At 70.7% G+C, this 16,440-nt stretch carries 16 protein-coding genes; 9 read left to right on the forward strand and 7 right to left on the reverse strand.

The annotated features are described in order from the left end of the window. Positions 1-82 precede the first annotated feature (82 nt). Together ACT3T9_RS13520 and ACT3T9_RS13525 are read right to left on the reverse strand one after the other, a co-directional pair. Positions 83-733, reverse strand: coding sequence for a hypothetical protein (locus ACT3T9_RS13520; RefSeq protein WP_444599758.1), 651 nt, complete (start codon positions 731-733; stop codon positions 83-85). A 191-nt stretch (positions 734-924) separates the two neighbouring features. Continuing rightward, entirely contained in the window at positions 925-1,485 is a 561-nt protein-coding gene (locus ACT3T9_RS13525) for a GNAT family N-acetyltransferase (RefSeq protein ID WP_441446284.1), read from the reverse strand. Positions 1,486-1,559: 74 nt separating this feature from the next. Between ACT3T9_RS13525 and ACT3T9_RS13530 the strand changes: the two genes are divergently transcribed. Next, a complete protein-coding gene (locus ACT3T9_RS13530; protein WP_441446285.1) occupies positions 1,560-1,967 on the forward strand; it encodes a CidA/LrgA family protein in 408 nt (135 codons plus the stop codon). Continuing rightward, positions 1,964-2,662 carry an LrgB family protein gene (locus tag ACT3T9_RS13535; protein WP_441446286.1) on the forward strand — a complete coding sequence of 233 codons (699 nt, stop codon included), beginning with the start codon at positions 1,964-1,966 and terminating at the stop codon, positions 2,660-2,662. The genes ACT3T9_RS13530 and ACT3T9_RS13535 overlap by 4 nt, the downstream gene beginning before the upstream one ends. Before the next feature lie 119 nt (positions 2,663-2,781). On the opposite strand, the gene ACT3T9_RS13540 is transcribed toward ACT3T9_RS13535, so the two are convergent. Then, a complete protein-coding gene (locus tag ACT3T9_RS13540) occupies positions 2,782-3,189 on the reverse strand; it encodes an ArsR/SmtB family transcription factor (protein ID WP_441446287.1) in 408 nt (135 codons plus the stop codon). 84 nt (positions 3,190-3,273) lie between these two features. Between ACT3T9_RS13540 and arsB the strand changes: the two genes are divergently transcribed. Together arsB and ACT3T9_RS13550 are read left to right on the forward strand one after the other, a co-directional pair. Continuing rightward, the gene (gene arsB, locus ACT3T9_RS13545; protein WP_444606771.1) at positions 3,274-4,410 is read left to right on the forward strand and encodes an ACR3 family arsenite efflux transporter; all 1,137 of its coding nucleotides are present in this window, start codon (positions 3,274-3,276) and stop codon (positions 4,408-4,410) included. Then, the gene (locus tag ACT3T9_RS13550; RefSeq protein ID WP_444606772.1) at positions 4,407-4,841 is read left to right on the forward strand and encodes an arsenate-mycothiol transferase ArsC; all 435 of its coding nucleotides are present in this window, start codon (positions 4,407-4,409) and stop codon (positions 4,839-4,841) included. The genes arsB and ACT3T9_RS13550 overlap by 4 nt, the downstream gene beginning before the upstream one ends. A gap of 27 nt (positions 4,842-4,868) precedes the next feature. Here ACT3T9_RS13550 and ACT3T9_RS13555 read toward each other — a convergent pair whose 3' ends face one another. Beyond that, the gene (locus ACT3T9_RS13555) at positions 4,869-5,657 is read right to left on the reverse strand and encodes a hypothetical protein (RefSeq protein ID WP_444606773.1); all 789 of its coding nucleotides are present in this window, start codon (positions 5,655-5,657) and stop codon (positions 4,869-4,871) included. Beyond that, complete coding sequence (locus tag ACT3T9_RS13560) at positions 5,650-6,456, reverse strand: SDR family NAD(P)-dependent oxidoreductase (RefSeq protein ID WP_444606774.1); 807 nt, start codon at positions 6,454-6,456, stop codon at positions 5,650-5,652. The genes ACT3T9_RS13555 and ACT3T9_RS13560 overlap by 8 nt, the downstream gene beginning before the upstream one ends. Before the next feature lie 160 nt (positions 6,457-6,616). Between ACT3T9_RS13560 and ACT3T9_RS13565 the strand changes: the two genes are divergently transcribed. The 5 genes from ACT3T9_RS13565 (at position 6,617) to ACT3T9_RS13585 (ending at position 14,184) form a co-directional block, all read left to right on the forward strand. Continuing rightward, positions 6,617-7,978 (forward strand): TrkH family potassium uptake protein, encoded by a 1,362-nt coding sequence (locus ACT3T9_RS13565; protein ID WP_444606775.1) that lies wholly within the window; start codon positions 6,617-6,619, stop codon positions 7,976-7,978. Then, positions 7,971-8,672, forward strand: a complete 702-nt coding sequence (locus ACT3T9_RS13570; protein ID WP_444606776.1) for a potassium channel family protein — start codon at positions 7,971-7,973, stop codon at positions 8,670-8,672. Before ACT3T9_RS13565 ends, ACT3T9_RS13570 begins: the two co-directional genes overlap by 8 nt. Positions 8,673-8,922: 250 nt before the next feature. Then, positions 8,923-10,686, forward strand: a complete 1,764-nt coding sequence (locus ACT3T9_RS13575; protein WP_444606777.1) for an ABC transporter ATP-binding protein — start codon at positions 8,923-8,925, stop codon at positions 10,684-10,686. Then, positions 10,683-12,821: an ABC transporter ATP-binding protein gene (locus ACT3T9_RS13580; RefSeq protein WP_444606778.1), complete on the forward strand. Its 2,139-nt coding sequence runs from the start codon at positions 10,683-10,685 to the stop codon at positions 12,819-12,821. Before ACT3T9_RS13575 ends, ACT3T9_RS13580 begins: the two co-directional genes overlap by 4 nt. A 199-nt stretch (positions 12,822-13,020) precedes the next feature. Further along, positions 13,021-14,184, forward strand: a complete 1,164-nt coding sequence (locus ACT3T9_RS13585; protein WP_444502450.1) for an FAD-dependent oxidoreductase — start codon at positions 13,021-13,023, stop codon at positions 14,182-14,184. 47 nt (positions 14,185-14,231) lie between these two features. On the opposite strand, the gene ACT3T9_RS13590 is transcribed toward ACT3T9_RS13585, so the two are convergent. Further along, positions 14,232-15,608: an NAD-dependent succinate-semialdehyde dehydrogenase gene (locus ACT3T9_RS13590; RefSeq protein WP_444502451.1), complete on the reverse strand. Its 1,377-nt coding sequence runs from the start codon at positions 15,606-15,608 to the stop codon at positions 14,232-14,234. 261 nt (positions 15,609-15,869) lie between these two features. Continuing rightward, positions 15,870-16,439 (reverse strand): dihydrofolate reductase family protein, encoded by a 570-nt coding sequence (locus ACT3T9_RS13595; RefSeq protein WP_444502452.1) that lies wholly within the window; start codon positions 16,437-16,439, stop codon positions 15,870-15,872. Position 16,440 lies beyond the last annotated feature (1 nt).

A 16,440-nucleotide genomic window follows, 5' to 3' on the forward strand; every position in this document is an offset into this window, starting at 1 on the left:
GCACCCCGGCACCCCGGCACCCCGGCACCCCGGCACCCCGGCGCCCCGGCCCGCTGGCCCCCGGCGAGCGGTGCGGCCGCCGTCAGCTGACGATGGCGGCGTGTCCCTGTCGGGCTTCGAGGAGGTGCTCGGGCGGGTAGGCGGTGATGCCGATGCTCTGGGCGCGCCCCGGGTCGGAGACCAGGATGTTCCCGTCGGCGTCCTCGCCCTGGGCGACCACGAAGTGGCCGTAGTCCGCGTCCTCGCCGAGCAGGGTGCCGTGGTGGACATGCAGGATCACGACCGAGCCGCGAGCGGCCGCCTCGAGCCCCTCCCGGTACTGGGCGCGCGTGGCGGTGCCCTCCGCCTCACGGATCCCCGTCTCGAGGTTCCCGAGATAGGCGCCGACGCAGTCGACGGTCTTGATCTCGGGCTCGCCCCAGGGTGAGATGCCGCAGCGGGCGCGCATCTCCATCACGGCGCGGGCGTTCCCGCCCGGCTCGGCGCCCGCGGTCCCCGGGACGTAGTGCTCGACCGTGCGGCCGGCGGCGACCATCGCGATCACGGCTGCGGCGGGGCCGCAGTTCTCCTTCTCCCAGGGGCCGGTGTCCTTCTGGTCGACGACCACGAGATCACTCGCGGCATGCGCCCGGGGATCGGCGAACAGACCGGCGGCGGCGGTCAGGCCGAGGAGGCCGAGGCCGCGGAGCGCGGCACGTCGATCGAGCGTGGTGTGCAGAGAACTGCTGGACATCCCGGAGACCTCCGAGGGGTGGACGAGGGGCCGTGTGGAAGGGCCTGTGAAATGGCCTGCGCAAGGGCTCCACGCTGGGCGAGGACGGCCGGTCCGGGCAAGTCCGGCGTGATCCTCCGCTCCTGTGGCCCGCGCCGCAGTCGGCCTGCGCACACCCCCGACCCCGGGCGTCCTCCCAGGTCAGCTGCGCTTCATGCCGGGGAGGGCGAGGCCTGCTCGTCCCCGGGCGCGGCGAGCTCGAGGGCGTGATGTGCACGACCGAAGGCCGCCACCTCCGCCGCCCGTCGGAAGCCGAGCTTCTCGAGCACGCGGAGCGAGGCGGGGTTGTCGACGTCGGCCAGGGCGACCAGCCGCGGCAGGCCGAGCGGGCCGAACGCCGCCGCGATGCACAGCCTCCCGGCCTCCGTCGCAAGGCCCCGGCCCCAGGCGCTGCGGGTCAGGGTGTAGCCGAGCTCGACGCCGTGCGCGGTGATCTCGAGCCCCGCGTCACCGATCAGCTCCCCGGTGCCATGGTCCACCACGGCCCAGCAGGCGAATCCGTGCTCGTGCTGGTGACGTCGGTAGCCCTCGATCATCTGCGCCGTCTCCTCACGCGAGACCGCACCGCCCTCACCCACGTGACGCATGACCTCCTCGTCCCCGTAGACGGCATGGGCCGCGTCGGCGTCGGCCGGCTCGAAGGGGCGCAGCAGCACACGGTCGCCGCGCAGCGGGAAGGACAGGGACGCGGAGGAGGGTGCGGAGGAGGGCATGGGGGAAGTGTGCGGGGCCCGTCGGCCGTGGTCAACGCGGTTCCTGCGGGACGGCTCGGGCTACCCTGACCGGGATGTCACGCGCCGCCTTCCTGCCTCCAGTGCTGCTCGGCCTCGTGGTCCTGCTGCTCGCGCAGCTGGTGGGCCTGGCCGTCTCGGCCCTGCTCGGCCTGCCCGTCCCCGGCGTGGTACTCGGGATCGTGCTGCTGGTCGTGCTCGGGATCCTGGGCCCCACCCGCGCCGTGGTGCGCGTCGCCGATCCGGCCGCGACCCCGCTGCTCGCGCATCTGCAGCTGCTGTTCGTGCCGCCCAGCGTGGGGATCGTCCTCGAGCTCGAGTCCCTCGCCGAGAACGCCCTGCCGCTCGCGCTCGCCGTGGGCGGCTCCTTCCTGGTGCCGCTGATCGTCTCCGGGATGGTCCTGCAGGCGCTGCTGCGCCAGCAGGACCGCCGCCGGGACCGGCGACAGGAGGAGGCGGCATGAGCACCCTCATCCACCTGCCCGTCTTCGGGCTCGCCCTGACCCTCACCGCGTATCTCGGGGCGTACTGGCTCCACCAGAGGCTCGGCCGGCCCGGCGTGCTCTCACCGGTGCTGGTCACCACCGCAGTCGTCGCCGCGGTCCTGCTGCTCACGGGGCTCCCGTACGAGGTCTATCTCGAGCAGGTCGCGCTGCTGACGATGCTGCTCGGGCCCGCCACGGTCGCCCTCGCCCTGCCGCTGCTGCGCAACGGGAAGGCGCTGCTCAGCTCGGCGCCCGCCGTGGTCGCGGCGCTCGCCGCAGGCGGAGTGCTCAGCATCGTCATCACGGTGGGGGTGCTGCGCGCGTTCGGCGTCGAGGACGACCTGCTCCGAGCCGCACTGCCCCGCTCGGTGACCTCCCCCGTGGGCCTGTCGATCGCCGAGGTGCTCCAGGCCTCCGTACCGCTCGCGGTGGTGCTCACGATGATCTCCGGCGTCCTGGGCGCGGTGGTCGGCCGGGCGCTGCTGAGCCTCGCGGGGGTGCGGGACGAGCGGGCGCGCGGCTTCGCGGTGGGCCTCACATCGCACGGTATCGGCACCTCCCGCGTGCTCGCGGATTCGACCGAGGCCGGGGGCTGGTCCAGCGCCGCCATGGTGCTGAATGCCCTGGTCATGACCATCGTGCTGCCGATCGTGGCGGCGCTCGTGACGAGCTGAGGCTCAGGCCCTCCGGGGCGCAGACTCCGAGGATCGGATTCCGAGCCTTGCGATGAGCCCCTCGACGCGGCCGCGGAGGTCACCACCGAGGAGGGGAGGGATCACCGAGGAGGGGCGGGTCAGCGGAGGTCGAGGAAGGTGCGCAGCTCCGCGAAGGCGGACGGGACCACTGAATAGTGCGCCCAGCGGCCCTTCTGCTCACGGGTCAGCAACCCGGCCTCGACCAGCTTCTTCATGTGGTGGCTCACGGTGGGCTGCGAGATCCCGAGCGGTTCGGCGAGATCGCACGCGCACACGTCCCCGCAGCCGCGCACCGCCACGTGGGAGAGCAGCTGGAGGCGCGTCGGATCCGAGAGCGCCTTCAACCGCAGCGCCAGGTGCTCCGCCTCTACGACGTCGATCAGGCCGGCGCCGAGCACGCAGCAGCCGTCGGCGGTCGAGGTCCCGGGCTCGCAGGACTCCGCAGGAGCCTCGGCGGAGGCCCTGATCGAGATGCTCACGGAGCGAGAGGCGGTGGAGGAGGACATGGACGCACCTTACATTGACGTTCGTCTATGCGACAGGCTAGCGTTCGCATCGACATCCGTCTATGGGAAGAGGCAGTGCTCGATATGACGACCCCCGACATGACGACCGAAGCGACCAGCGCACCCACCGGTGTGGTCGGGGAGATGTCGTTCCTGGACCGGTACCTGCCGGCCTGGATCCTGCTCGCGATGGGCCTCGGCCTGATGCTGGGACGCGTCGTCCCCGGGATCGCGCCCGCGCTCGAGTCCGTGAGCATCGCCGGGGTCTCGCTCCCGATCGCCGTGGGACTGCTGGTGATGATGTACCCCGTGCTCGCCAAGGTGCGCTACGACGAGACCCGCCGCATCAGCGCCGACCGTCGTCTGATGATCACCTCGCTCGTGCTGAACTGGATCGTCGGCCCGGCGCTCATGTTCGCCCTCGCGTGGATCTTCCTCGCCGACCTGCCCGAGTACCGCACCGGGCTGATCATCGTGGGCCTCGCCCGCTGCATCGCCATGGTGCTGATCTGGAACGATCTCGCCTGCGGCGACCGCGAGGCCGCCGCCGTGCTGGTCGCGATCAACTCCGTCTTCCAGGTCTTCGCCTTCGGCGTGCTCGGCTGGTTCTACCTGCAGGTGCTGCCCTCGTGGCTGGGCCTGTCCACCACCACGGTGGAGTTCTCGGTCGGCGCGATCGTGCTCAGCGTGCTGGTCTTCCTCGGCATCCCGCTGGTCGCCGGCTTCCTCACCCGGGTGCTCGGGGAGCGGGTCAAGGGCCGGGACTGGTACGAGAACCGGTTCCTGCCGCGTATCGGCCCGTTCGCCCTCTACGGCCTGCTGTTCACGATCGTGCTGCTGTTCGCCCTGCAGGGCGATGCGATCCTCTCCGCCCCGGTCGACGTGGCCCGCATCGCGCTGCCGCTGCTGGCCTACTTCGTGCTGATGTTCGTGGGCTCGCTGCTGCTCAGCCGCGCCGTGGGGATGGACTACGCGAAGTCCACCACCGTCGCCTTCACCGCCTCCGGCAACAACTTCGAGCTCGCGATCGCCGTCGCGATCGGCACCTTCGGCGTCACCTCCGGTCAGGCGCTCGCGGGCGTCGTCGGCCCCCTCATCGAGGTCCCCGTCCTGGTCGCGCTGGTCTACGTCTCGCTGTGGCTGGGCCGTCGGCTCTTCCCCGGTGATCCCACTGTCCCCTCCGCCCGCACCCCCGCAGTCCCCGAGGAGATCTCCGCATGAGCGCCCCGTCCACCACCCCGTCCGTCCTGTTCGTCTGCGTGAAGAACGGCGGCAAGTCCCAGATGGCCGCCGCCCTCATGGTGGCCCGCGCCGCGGGCGCCGTCGAGGTGCACTCGGCCGGCACGAAGCCCGGCACCGCGGTCAATGCCCTCTCCGCCGAGGTCGTCGCCGAGGTCGGCGCGGACATGGCCGCCGCTGTCACCACGCCGATCGACCCCTCACTGCTGGCCCGCGTGGACCGGGTCGTGGTGCTCGGCGAGGAGGCCGTGGTCGAGCCCGTCCCCGGGATGGCCGGGACGATCGACACCTGGGTCACCGACGAGCCCTCCGAGCGCGGCATCGAGGGTGCCGAGCGGATGCGCCTGGTGCGCGACGACATCGACCGGCGGGTGCAGGAGCTCCTCGCGGAGCTCACGGCCGACGAGGGCTGAGCGGAGTGAGCTCGCCTGCGTAGCCCGCTACGGCCGGAGCAGGTGGCGCGAGAGCCGGGTGCCGGGGAAGGTCCAGGTGTGCACCAGGCGGCGCACGGACCACACCAGCCTCGGTGAGGACCAGGACTGGGAGGGCTTGTGGAGCACCCAGCCGTCGCCGAGGCTGATCGCCGCATGGACGAGCGTGCCGTGCTCGGTCCACACCAGCACCGTTCCGGGATCATCGTCGTGCGCTGTTCCCGACCATGGGATCGTGCGGCGAACGAGCCAGTCCTCGAAGGGCGCGATCTGCATCCACTCGTCGGCAACTGCGATGCCCTCTGCCGCGGCGACCACCGTGGCGAAGCAGTTCGCCCCGGACCCTGCCTGCGGGAAGGTGCCCGCGAGCGCGTCGGCTCCGGGAAGGACCGGCCGGGCCCGCCACCAGGTCGCCGCGCTGACCTGCGCGTGCTCGCTGGGGGCGACCCCGGCCTCGACCCAGTGGAGCAGTGCGCCCTCGCCGTCCCGGGACTGCCGCGAGGGCCAGGGCGGGGACGGCTTCGGACGCATGCAGGTGCGCCGCCTGCTCAGGAGCGCGCGTCGCGCGGCCGACGGCAGCGCTTCGACCTCATCCTGTGTCAGCCAGGTCCAGGTGCCGTCGTAGAGGAAGTAGGTGTCGCGGACTTCGGCGGTCGCCTCCTCGGAGCGCAGCGGGATCTGTGCGGCGAGCGGCCCAGGGAGGCCATCCATCCGGAACGGCTGGAGCGCGGGTGCCCACCAGCTCCACCAGCGGGACAGGAGGTCATCCCCGACCTCGATGCCGAGCACCTCACGCATGGGGCGCTCTGTTCTCGAGCAGCGCGTCGTAGCCCGCCCGGAAATCCGGCACCTCGAGATGTCCGAGCAGCTCGCGCAGCGCGGAGGCGTCCAGCACCGTGCCCGTGCCCGGATCCGGAGCGATGCGCGGAGGCACGGGCACGCCGAGCCGCTGCGCGAGATGCGTGACGACTTCGCCGAGCCGGGCGGGTGCACCGTCGGCCGCATGGAGCAGCGCCGGCGGCTCGGGCGCCTCCAGGAGTGCGACGATCGCCCTCGCGAGATCCGCCTCGTGGATCCGGTTCGTGCGGCGGTCGTGCTCGACGGGCCGCCCGTCGAGGACCGTCCTGATCAGGTGCTCGCGGCCAGGTCCGTAGATCCCTGCCGGGCGCAGGATGACCGCGCCGAACAGCTCGCGTGCCCGCTGCTCGCCCTCGAGCAGCACCCGGGCGCGGTCGGAGCGGGGCCGGGCGGGATCGGCCTCGGTGAGCGGGCGCGAGACGTCATATCCCTCGAGCACGCGCGTCGAGGAGACGAACACGGTGCGGCGCGGGAGCTCGGGGAGCACGGCGGCAAGGTGCTGCAGCGGCTCGAGATAGCGCGGGGCGGCCGACGGGGCCAGCGTGATGACCATGGCGTCCACCGCGGGCAGCGCGGCGGGCAGCGGAATGCTCAGATCCGCCCCGACCTTCGTGAACGTGGAGGGCAGGGCACTGGGGTCGCGGCGCAGGCCGAGCACCTCGCCACCGCTCCGGAGCAGCAGCTCTCCGACCCGCACGCCCACGCGCCCGCAGCCCACCAGCAGGGTCCTCGTCGTCATAGCCTTCCTCCCGGTCGCGGACCTCCAGTATCGCCGGAGGGCGTGCTCCTGGCCCTTTTCAGGATGCTGATCATCCTCGTCCCCGCCCGGCGCAGCGCCGCGGTGATCTCCTGATCACAGCGGGCATCGGACCACCAGGGGCAGGCGTAGCATTCCGCGCGTGCCACCACTCGGGCTGCTCCAGCCTCGCTCCGCCGACCGACGCCCGCGTCCCTCAAGAACCGTCTTCCTCGCCTTCGCCCTCAGCGCCGTCCTGGGGACGCTCCTGCTGATGCACCCGGCCGCCTCCACCGGTCCCGGCGGCGCCGAGGTGATGGAAGCGCTGTTCACGGCGGTCTCCGCGCTGTGCGTGACGGGACTGATCGTGGTCGACACCCCCGTCTTCTGGACCACCTTCGGGCAGGTCGTGATCCTCGCGCTGATCCAGCTCGGCGGCCTCGGGGTGATGACCTTCGCCTCCGTGGTGGGCATCGCCGTGGTCCGCAGGCTGTCCCTGCGCTCGAAGCTCACCGCCGCCGCGGAGGTCAAGAGCTTCGGCATCGAGGACGTGCGCACCCTCGTGATGAGCGTCGTACGGATCTCGCTGCTCATCGAGGCGGTCGCCGCGGTGATCCTCACCCTGCGCTTCGCGCTCACCTACGGCGAGACGTGGGGCCGGGCGCTGTGGCTCGGCGTCTTCCACGCCGTGTCCTCGTTCAACAACGCCGGGTTCGCGCTCTACAGCGACAGCCTCATGTCCTTCTGGGACGACCCCGTGGTGCTCCTGACCACGAGCGGCGCGACGGTGCTCGGCGGGCTCGGGTTCCCCGTGCTCATGCAGCTGTGGAAGCACTCCGGCACCGTGCGGCTGTGGACCATGAACACCCGGATCCTCCTCGCCGCGACGCCGCTGCTGCTCGTGCTCGGCACCGCGTACATCACCGCGCTCGAGTGGACGAACCCGGAGACCCTCGGCGGGATGCCCCCTCACCTGCGGATCCTCAACGGCTTCGCGATGTCCGCCCAGACCCGCACCGCGGGCTTCAACACCATCGACACCTCGGCCATGGACCCGGCGACCTGGCTGGGCATGGACCTGCTGATGTTCATCGGTGGTGGCCCCGCGGGCACCGCGGGCGGCATCAAGGTCACCACCTTCGCCGTGCTGTTCTTCCTCATGCTCGGCGAGCTGCGCGGCGCCGGAGCCGTGACGGTCTTCGGCAAGCGCCTCTCGCGAGCGGTGCATCGCCAGGCGATCACGGTCATCGTGATGGCGGTCGGGCTCGTGGTCGCCTCCACCGTCGCGATCATGCTCATGACCGACTTCTCCCTCGACCAGATCATGTTCGAGGTGGTCTCCGCGTTCGCGACCGTGGGCCTGTCCACGGGGATCACCGCAGGCCTCCCCGTCGGCGCGCAGCTGATCCTCGTGGCCCTCATGTTCGTCGGCCGTCTGGGCCCGATCACCGTCGCCACCGGGCTCGCCCTCCGCCGCCGCACGCTCCTCTACGACCTCCCCAAGGAAAGGCCGATCATTGGCTAAGCACAGACTCTTCCGCACCGGCCTCTCCTCCGGCCCGACCTCCGACAGATCGGTCGCGGTCATCGGCCTGGGCCGCTTCGGGCAGTCCCTCGCCCTCGAACTCATGGACGAGGGCGCCGAGGTGCTCGGCATCGATGCGTGCGAGGACATCGTCCAGTCGCTCAACGGCAGGCTCACGCACGTCGTCCACGCCGACGCCACCCAGGAGGAGGTGCTGCGCCAGCTCTCCCTTCCCGAGTTCGACCGCGTCGTCATCGCGATCGGCAGCGACATCCAGGCCAGCATCCTCGTCACCTCGCTGCTGCTGCGCTTCGACATCCGCAAGATCTGGGCGAAGGCCGTGAGCGACCCGCACGGCCTGATCCTCGAGCAGCTCGGCATCTCGCACGTGATCTACCCGGAGAAGGACATGGGCCGACGGGTCGCCCACATCGTGCTGGGCACGATGCAGGACTTCATCGAGATCGACACCGACTTCGCGATGGTCAAGACGGCCCTGAGCCCCGAGCTCGCCGGGACCCGGCTCGGCGACAGCGGCATCCGCCGCCGCTACGGGGTCACCGTCACCTCGGTGAAGCCCGTCGGTGCCGCCTGGCAGCCCGCCACCCAGGACACCGTCCTGCAGGAGGGGGACACCATCGTGGTCACCGGCCCCACGAAACAGGCGGAGAGGTTCAGCCGGGCGATGTCCTGACATCTCCCGCGGGAGTGCACCCGGGCCCGAGACTCGAGCCCCTGCCCGGGCGCTCGGGATCTCCGACCAAAAGAGGATGCGCGGGCGCTGCCGCGCAGGCGAGGATGGATCGGAGGCGAGACCGTCACCGGGTCCGGCACCGAGGTGCGAGGACAGGATCTGTCCTCTCGCCGTCCTATTCTTCGTTCGAGACCCCGGCCGCTCACCCCGTCGGCCGGGCCGTTCCATCCTGCTCCGGGAGACCAACCCCATGCTCTGGACCCTGATCCGGCGCCACCTCCGGCCCTACCTGCCGCATGTGGCCGCCGTCGCCGTCCTCCAGCTCGCGACCGTGCTGGCGACGCTCTACCTGCCCAGCCTCAACGCCGACATCATCGACAACGGCGTCGCCACGGGCGATACCGACTACATCTGGCGCGTCGGCGGCATCATGCTGATCGTCGCGATGGTGCAGGTGATCACCGCGATCACCTCGGTCTGGTTCGGGGCGCGGGTCTCGATGGGCATGGGCCGGGACATCCGCCGCTCCGTCTACACGCGCGTGGACCGCTTCTCCACCGAGGAGATGGGCCGCTACGGCGCCCCTACCCTGATCACCCGCGCCACCAATGACGTCCAGCAGGTGCAGATGCTGGTGCTGATGACCCTGAACTTCATGGTCATGGTGCCGATCATGTCCATCGGCGGGATCATCATGGCGATCCAGGAGGATCCGGGGCTGTCCTGGCTGGTGTGGGTGTCCGTGCCGGTGCTGATGGTGATCGTGGGCTTCCTGGTCAAGGAGCTGATGCCGCTGTTCCAGCGGATGCAGGACAACATCGACTCGATCAACTCCGTGATGCGTGAGCAGATCATGGGCATCCGCGTGGTGCGGGCCTTCGTGCGCGAGCGGCACGAGACCGCCCGCTTCGAGAGCGCGAACGCCACCCTCACCGACACCTCGGTGCGGATCGGCCGGCTGTTCGTGATCATGGGCCCGGCCATCACCGTCGTGCTCCACCTCGCGACCGCCGCCGTGCTCTGGTTCGGCGGCCACCGCGTGGATGCGGGGCTGGTCGAGGTGGGCGCGCTGACCGCCTTCATGCAGTACCTGCTGCAGATCCTGATGGCCGTCATGATGGGCACCTTCATGTTCATGATGTTCCCGCGCGCGATCATCAGCGGCAGGCGCATCGGGGAGGTCCTCGAGACCACCCCCACCCTCGCCGAGCCCGCCCAGCCCGTCGCCCTCCAGGCGACCGGCGGCGGCGCGACCGTGGAGTTCCGCGACGTCACCTTCGCCTACCCCGGCGCCGAATCGCCGGTGCTCGACGGTGTCTCCTTCACCGCCGAGGCCGGGAAGACCACCGCCATTATCGGCTCCACGGGCTCGGGCAAGACCACCCTGGTCAGCCTCATCCCGCGCCTGCACGACGCGACCAGCGGCCAGGTGCTGCTGGACGGCGTCCCCGTCACCGACCTGGCCCGCGCCACGATCTCGCGCGCGGTGGGCCTCGTGCCCCAGAAGCCCTATCTGTTCTCCGGCACCATCGCCCACAACCTCCGCTTCGGGGATCCGACGGCCGACGACGACCAGCTGTGGCGCGCGCTCGACGTCGCCCAGGGCACCGAGTTCGTCACGGACCGCAGCACCGGCGAGGGCCAGAGCGCGGCGACCGGCCTCGAGTCGACCGTCTCCCAGGGCGGCACCAACGTCTCCGGCGGCCAGCGCCAGCGCCTGTGCATCGCCCGCACCCTGGTCGCCGCTCCCCGGGTGTACGTCTTCGACGACTCCTTCTCGGCGCTCGACGTCACCACCGACGCGAAGGTCCGCGAGGGCCTCGCGAAGAACACTCAGGGCGCGACCACCCTCATCGTCGCCCAGCGCATCTCCACCATCACCTCCGCGGATCAGATCCTGGTGCTCGAGGAGGGCAGAGTGGTGGGCCGCGGCACCCATGAGGAGCTGCTGGTCAGCTCGCAGACCTACCGGGAGATCGTCGATTCCCAGATCACCGCGGAGGCGACGGCATGAACGCGAAGAAGAACGCTGCGGAGAAGACCTCTGCGAAGAAGTCCGGGGCCCCTGCCGTCGAGCTCACTGAGGCAGAGATTCTCGAGATGCAGGACTCGATGAGCAGCGAGTGGGGTGAGGGTGCGCCCCGCAAGGCCAAGGCCTTCTGGCCCTCCGCGCTGCGACTGGCGGGGACCTTCGCCGATCACAAGCTGGGCCTCACGGTGGTGCTCGCCTTCGGCATCATCTCGACTGTGCTCACGGTCTGGGCACCCACCATCCTCGGCGACGCGATGGACGTCATCTTCGACGGCTTCCTCACCGGGGAGGGCGTCGCCTTCGACGCCCTCGGCCGCCTGCTGCTGATAGTGCTGGGCATGTACCTGGTCGCCGCACTGTTCGACTGGCTGCAGGGCCGGCTGCTGAACGACGTGGTCATGAAGATCGTCTACGTGCTGCGCGAGAAGATCGAGGCGAAGGTCAACCGCCTGCCGCTGTCCTACTTCGACACGCGCCAGCGCGGCGACCTGCTCTCCCGCACCACCAACGACGTCGACAACGTCCAGACCGCCCTCCAGCAGGCCTTCGCGTCTCTGGTCTATGCGGTGCTGACCATTGTGGGCATCACGATCATGATGTTCTGGCTGTCCTGGCAGCTGGCGCTGATCGCCCTGGTCGCCCTGCCGATCACCGCCGTGGACATCGGCCTCATCGGCGCGAAGTCCCAGAAGCTGTTCACGGCGCAGTGGCGCAATACCGGCCGCTTGAACGGGCACGTCGAGGAGTCCTTCACCGGCCACGACCTGGTGACCGTCTTCGACCGCCAGGACTCGATGCGCGAGCAGTTCGACGAGCGCAACGAGGAGCTGTGGGAAGCCTCGTTCAAGGCCCAGTTCTACTCCGGCATGATCATGCCGATCATGCAGTGGGTGACCTACCTCGGCTACGTAGGCATCGCCGTGGTGGGCGGCCTGCGGATCGCCGCCGGGCAGATGTCGCTCGGCCAGGTCACCGCCTTCATCCAGTACTCCCGCGAGTTCAACGCACCGCTGGGCGAGGTGGCGGGGATGGCGAACATGCTGATCTCCGGCGTCGCCTCCGCGGAGCGGATCTTCGAGCTGCTGGACGCCGAGGAGCAGGAGGCCGACGGGGAGATCACCGAGCCGTCCGGAACGGACGCCGGAGCGATCGGCGCCGACAGTGCGGCCGCAGCCGACAGTGCGGCCGGAGCTGGTGGGGCGGTCGCACCGCGCCGCCGGATCGAGCGCGCCGAGCTCACCGGCCCCACCCGCGGACGGATCGAGTTCGACCGCGTCGCCTTCTCCTACACCCCGGAGAAGCCGCTGATCACCGACCTGTCGTTGGTCGCGGAACCCGGACAGACGATCGCGATCGTCGGCCCCACGGGTGCCGGGAAGACCACCCTGGTGAACCTCATCATGCGGTTCTACGAGATCGACGGCGGGCAGATCCGCCTGGACGGCGTGGACATCCGCGCCCTGGACCGCGGCGCAGTGCGCAGCAGGGTGGGGATGGTGCTGCAGGACGCGGTGCTCTTCGGCGGCACCATCCGCGAGAACATCCGCTACGGCCGGCTCGAGGCGACCGACGAGGAGGTGGCCGCCGCCGCGACCGCGACCTTCGTGGACCGCTTCGTGCACACCCTCCCCGACGGCTACGACACCCTCATCGAGGACGAGTGCGCGAACGTCTCCGCCGGTGAGCGGCAGCTGATCACCATCGCCCGCGCCTTCCTCGCCGACCCTGCACTGCTGATCCTCGACGAGGCCACCTCCTCCGTGGACACCCGCACCGAGGTGCTCGTGCAGGAGGCGATGGCGGCGCTGCGCAGCGACCGCACCAGCTTCGTGATCGCCCACCGCCTCTCCACCATCCGTGACGCGGACGTGATCCTGGTGATGGAGCACGGCGACATCGTCGAGCAGGGCTCCCACGACTCGCTGCTCGAGGCCGAGGGCGCCTATCACCGGCTCTACTGGTCGCAGTTCGCTGCGGGCACGGACCCTGATGCGGACGACGCGGTGGTCGAGGGATCCATGACCGTCACCGGTGCGATCCCCGAGGTCGCCGCGACGCGGGACGGTGCGGGGGTGGCTCCTGCTGAGACCGGGGAGCTCCCGGCGGCCGGAGCCTAGCCCGGCGCCGCCCCAGTGCCGCCCGGTGCCGACCTTGCGCCACCCGGTGCGAGCCCGGCGCCACCCGACGTCAGCCCGGAGACGGTCAGAATTTGTGACCGTGAGGACCGATGGTGACCCGCGCATGAGTCGTCACCGGCGCAAAAGTCTTGGGCTGGCTGGGGAGGGCGGGTGCTGGCCCAGCGGGTAGCGTCGGGCCATGGACGTCACGATCATCGGGGGCGGCATCGCCGGCCTCGCCCTCGCCCACGAGCTCGCCCCCGACCACGATGTCACCGTGCTGGAGTCCTCCCCGGGCCCGCGCGGCGGCGGCTACATGATCGATTTCTTCGGCCCCGGCTTCTACGCCGCGGAGCGGATGGGCATCCTCGAGGAGTTCCGATCCCGGGGCCATGAGTTCGAGGGCGTGCGCTACGGGACGCCCGACGGGGTCGACTCCGGCCGCATCGACGTCGGCCCCCTGGTCCAGGCGGCGGGCGGCCGCTACTTCTCGATCCTGCGTCCCGAGGTGGAGCTGGGGCTGCTCTCGGTGCTGCCGGCTTCGGTGGATCTGCGCTACGGCGCGCAGGTCGTGGCGGTGCGCGATGCCGAGCTCGAGGGCGCGGCCCGTGCCCGCCGCGCCGTGGTCGAGCTCGCGGATGGTGCCGCCCTCGACTCCGATCTGGTGGTGGCCTGCGACGGGGTGCGCTCCCTCGCTCGTGAGCAGGTCTCGCCCGGCCACGGGGCGATCGTGCCGATGGGCTACCGGGTCGCGAGCTACCTCTACGAGGACCCGGAACTCGCTGCCGAGCTGGGGGAGCGGATGCTCATGACCGATACCGTGCGGCGCGTCGGCTGGGCGTATGCGGCCGACGACACCCGCGTCGGCGTGATGCTCGCCGAGCGCGTCGAGGTCGCGGGCACGAAGCGTCCCGAGCCGGACCGGGAACGGCTCCAGCGGGACTTCACGGGGCTGCATCCGCAGGTGGACCGGGCCCTGGCCCATGCCCCGGAGAGCTTCTACGACGATCTGGTCGCCCAGGCGATCGCGCCGCGTTGGAGCCGTGGCCGGATTGCGTTGGCCGGGGACGCCGCGCACGCCCCGTCCCTGTTGGCGGGCCAGGGCACCTCGGTCGCGATCGCCGGAGCGGAGGCGCTGGCCCGGAGCCTGCGCGCGACGGGCCCGCACGTCGAAGCGGGGCTGGCGGAGTACGAGCGACGGTGGCGACCGACGGTCGAGAAGGTGCAGCGTTCGGGGCGTCGCAGCGCCTCGTTCTTCACTCCGTCCAGCCCCGGGCAGCTGAGGCTGCAGCAGATCGGCCGTCGCACACTCGGCCTGCCGGGCGTGAGCCGCCTGGTGACGCGGACCTTCATCGCCGCCTGAGGCCGGGCGGGTCGGCCCTCCCGGCTGCAGGCGACGACGGCCGGGGATCAGGCGGCCGAGGTGCGCCTCAGCCGGACGTTGACGAACTCTCCCATGCCCCACCGGCCGAGCTCACGGCCGAAGCCGGAGCGCTTCACGCCGCCGAAGGGCAGGCCGGGCAAGGTGGTCCCGTGCTCGTTGATGTACGCCATCCCGACGTCGAGGCGATCGGCGACTGCCTGGGCGCGCTCGAGATCGGTGCTCCAGACGGACCCGCTCAGCCCGAAGTCGACGTCGTTGGCCAGCGTCACGGCCTCGTCCTCCGAGTCGACACCGTAAATCACAGCCACAGGGCCGAAGATCTCCTCGGCATAGGCGTCCATGTACTCGGTGACCCCGGTGAGCACGGCGGGCTGCATGAAGGCCCCGTCGCGGTCGAGCGCCTGCCCGCCGGTATGGAGCGTCGCGCCCTGCTGGACGGCGCGTCGAACCTGTTCGACGACGCCGTCGCGCGCACCGACCGAGGAGAGCGGGCCGACGTCGACGTCCTCGTCCAACGGATCGCCGAGGGTCGCGGACTCGAAGCTCTCGACGATGGTCGCGACGAAAGCCTCGAGACGAGCCGTGGGCACGATGATGCGCTTCGGGGAGTTGCAGGCCTGTCCCGCATTCGACAGCCGGGCGGTGGCGACGGTCCGGGCGACCTGCTCGAGGTCGCCATCGTCGAGCACGATGAGCGGGTCGGACCCGCCGAGCTCCAGCACCGACTTCTTCAGGTGCTTGCCGGCGGTCTCCGCGACCGCCGCACCCGCCTTCTCGCTGCCGGTGAGGGACACCCCGCGCACCCGCGGGTCGGCGATCATGTCGGCGATCTGGTCGTGGGAGGCGAAGACGTTGGCGTAGGCATCGCGGGGCACCCCGGCGTCATGGAGGATCTGCGCCATGACCTCCGAGGAGCCGGCGCAGATCTCCGCGTGCTTCAGGATGATCGTGTTGCCCACCATCAGGTTCGGGGCGACGAAGCGCGCCACCTGGTAGTAGGGGTAGTTCCAGGGCATCACTCCGACGAGAGGACCGATCGGCTCGGTCTGCACCAGTGATTCCTGCGCGCCCTGCGGATCCAGCTGCTCGGGCTGCAGCAGCTCCGGCCCGTGGGTGGCGTACCAGCGGTAGATCGAGCCGGCCAGCTCGGCCTCGCCGATGGCCTGCTGCAGCGGCTTGCCCATCTCGACGGCGATCAGTTCGCCCAGTTCCCGCGAGCGTTCGTCGTAGGCGTCGGCGACCCGCTCCAGGAGCGAGGCGCGCTCCTGCGTCGACGTGGCGCGCCAGTCGGCGAAGGCGGCATGGGAGCGATCGAGTACGCGCTCGACCTCCGCGCTGTCCAGCGTGGTGAATTCCTTGTCGGTCCGTCCCGTGGTCGGGTTGGTCGTGGTGTATTCAGCCATCCTTCCACCCTCGTCCCGAGGTGCGGATCTGTAAAGCTGGGCCTTCCGACCGGTTGAAGGAGCGCGACGGGAGTGTCTGCCCTCTGCCCTCTGACCTCCGTCCTCCGCCCTCTGTGCTCGCGCCGTGGCCCGGCCCTTGGCGCTCGCGCCGTCACCTGGACGGCGGATCACGCCCGGAGACACCGGCCGTGCCGGATCTGTGACATCTGCCTGCTCAGGAAGATCGGTGTGATGGCCCTGGGAGGGGTCTCCGGGTCCAGGTCACCGTCGGCGCACGTACTCAGTCAGGTTCACACCGCTCTCGAAGCTGCGGGTGCGCACGTGGTCCCAGCGAAGCGGGGCGTAGTCCCCGGGGGCGAACAGCGGGATCCCTCCGCCGAACAGCAGCGGCTGCCGCTTCAGCACCAGGCGGTCGATCTCGCCGCGCAGCTGGGTGGCGAGGTTCGCGCCCCCGCACAGCCAGATGTCGGCTCCCGGCCGCTGCTTCAACCCCCGCACCACCTGGACGGGTTCGGCATCGGTGATGGTGAGGTTCTCCCCGGGCTCGAGCGACCGGTGGGTGAACACGACCTGTTCGAGATGTCGATACGGGCTCGGCATCGCGGGCAACCCGACGGCATGTGTGTTCGCCCCCATCACCACGGCGCCGAACCGGTCGCCGTGCTGGGCGATGCCGAGGTGGGCGGCGATATCAGTGGGGATCGCGTCGGCGAACTCGTCGTTGATCCCCGCCATGTGGTCACCCTCGACGAGGAAGTCGTCGAACTGGTCCTCGGGTCCGGCGATGTATCCGTCCAGGCTCACGGCCACGTAGTACACGAGCTCACGCATC

Source organism: Brachybacterium sp. AOP29-B2-41 (assembly GCF_052378395.1).
GTDB lineage: Bacteria > Actinomycetota > Actinomycetes > Actinomycetales > Dermabacteraceae > Brachybacterium.

Bases quoted from the DNA above. Each gene is read 5' to 3' on its own strand.
- ACT3T9_RS13580 (WP_444606778.1), top strand. From the start codon at position 10,683: ATGAACGCGAAGAAGAACGCTGCGGAGAAGACCTCTGCGAAGAAGTCC.
- ACT3T9_RS13550 (WP_444606772.1), top strand. From the start codon at position 4,407: ATGAGCGCCCCGTCCACCACCCCGTCCGTCCTGTTCGTCTGCGTGAAG.
- ACT3T9_RS13585 (WP_444502450.1), top strand. From the start codon at position 13,021: ATGGACGTCACGATCATCGGGGGCGGCATCGCCGGCCTCGCCCTCGCC.
- ACT3T9_RS13560 (WP_444606774.1), bottom strand. From the start codon at position 6,456: ATGACGACGAGGACCCTGCTGGTGGGCTGCGGGCGCGTGGGCGTGCGG.
- ACT3T9_RS13540 (WP_441446287.1), bottom strand. From the start codon at position 3,189: ATGTCCTCCTCCACCGCCTCTCGCTCCGTGAGCATCTCGATCAGGGCC.
- ACT3T9_RS13595 (WP_444502452.1), bottom strand. From the start codon at position 16,439: ATGCGTGAGCTCGTGTACTACGTGGCCGTGAGCCTGGACGGATACATC.
- ACT3T9_RS13520 (WP_444599758.1), bottom strand. From the start codon at position 733: ATGTCCAGCAGTTCTCTGCACACCACGCTCGATCGACGTGCCGCGCTC.
- ACT3T9_RS13555 (WP_444606773.1), bottom strand. From the start codon at position 5,657: ATGCGTGAGGTGCTCGGCATCGAGGTCGGGGATGACCTCCTGTCCCGC.
- arsB (WP_444606771.1), top strand. From the start codon at position 3,274: ATGACGACCCCCGACATGACGACCGAAGCGACCAGCGCACCCACCGGT.
- ACT3T9_RS13530 (WP_441446285.1), top strand. From the start codon at position 1,560: ATGTCACGCGCCGCCTTCCTGCCTCCAGTGCTGCTCGGCCTCGTGGTC.
- ACT3T9_RS13535 (WP_441446286.1), top strand. From the start codon at position 1,964: ATGAGCACCCTCATCCACCTGCCCGTCTTCGGGCTCGCCCTGACCCTC.
- ACT3T9_RS13575 (WP_444606777.1), top strand. From the start codon at position 8,923: ATGCTCTGGACCCTGATCCGGCGCCACCTCCGGCCCTACCTGCCGCAT.
- ACT3T9_RS13525 (WP_441446284.1), bottom strand. From the start codon at position 1,485: ATGCCCTCCTCCGCACCCTCCTCCGCGTCCCTGTCCTTCCCGCTGCGC.
- ACT3T9_RS13590 (WP_444502451.1), bottom strand. From the start codon at position 15,608: ATGGCTGAATACACCACGACCAACCCGACCACGGGACGGACCGACAAG.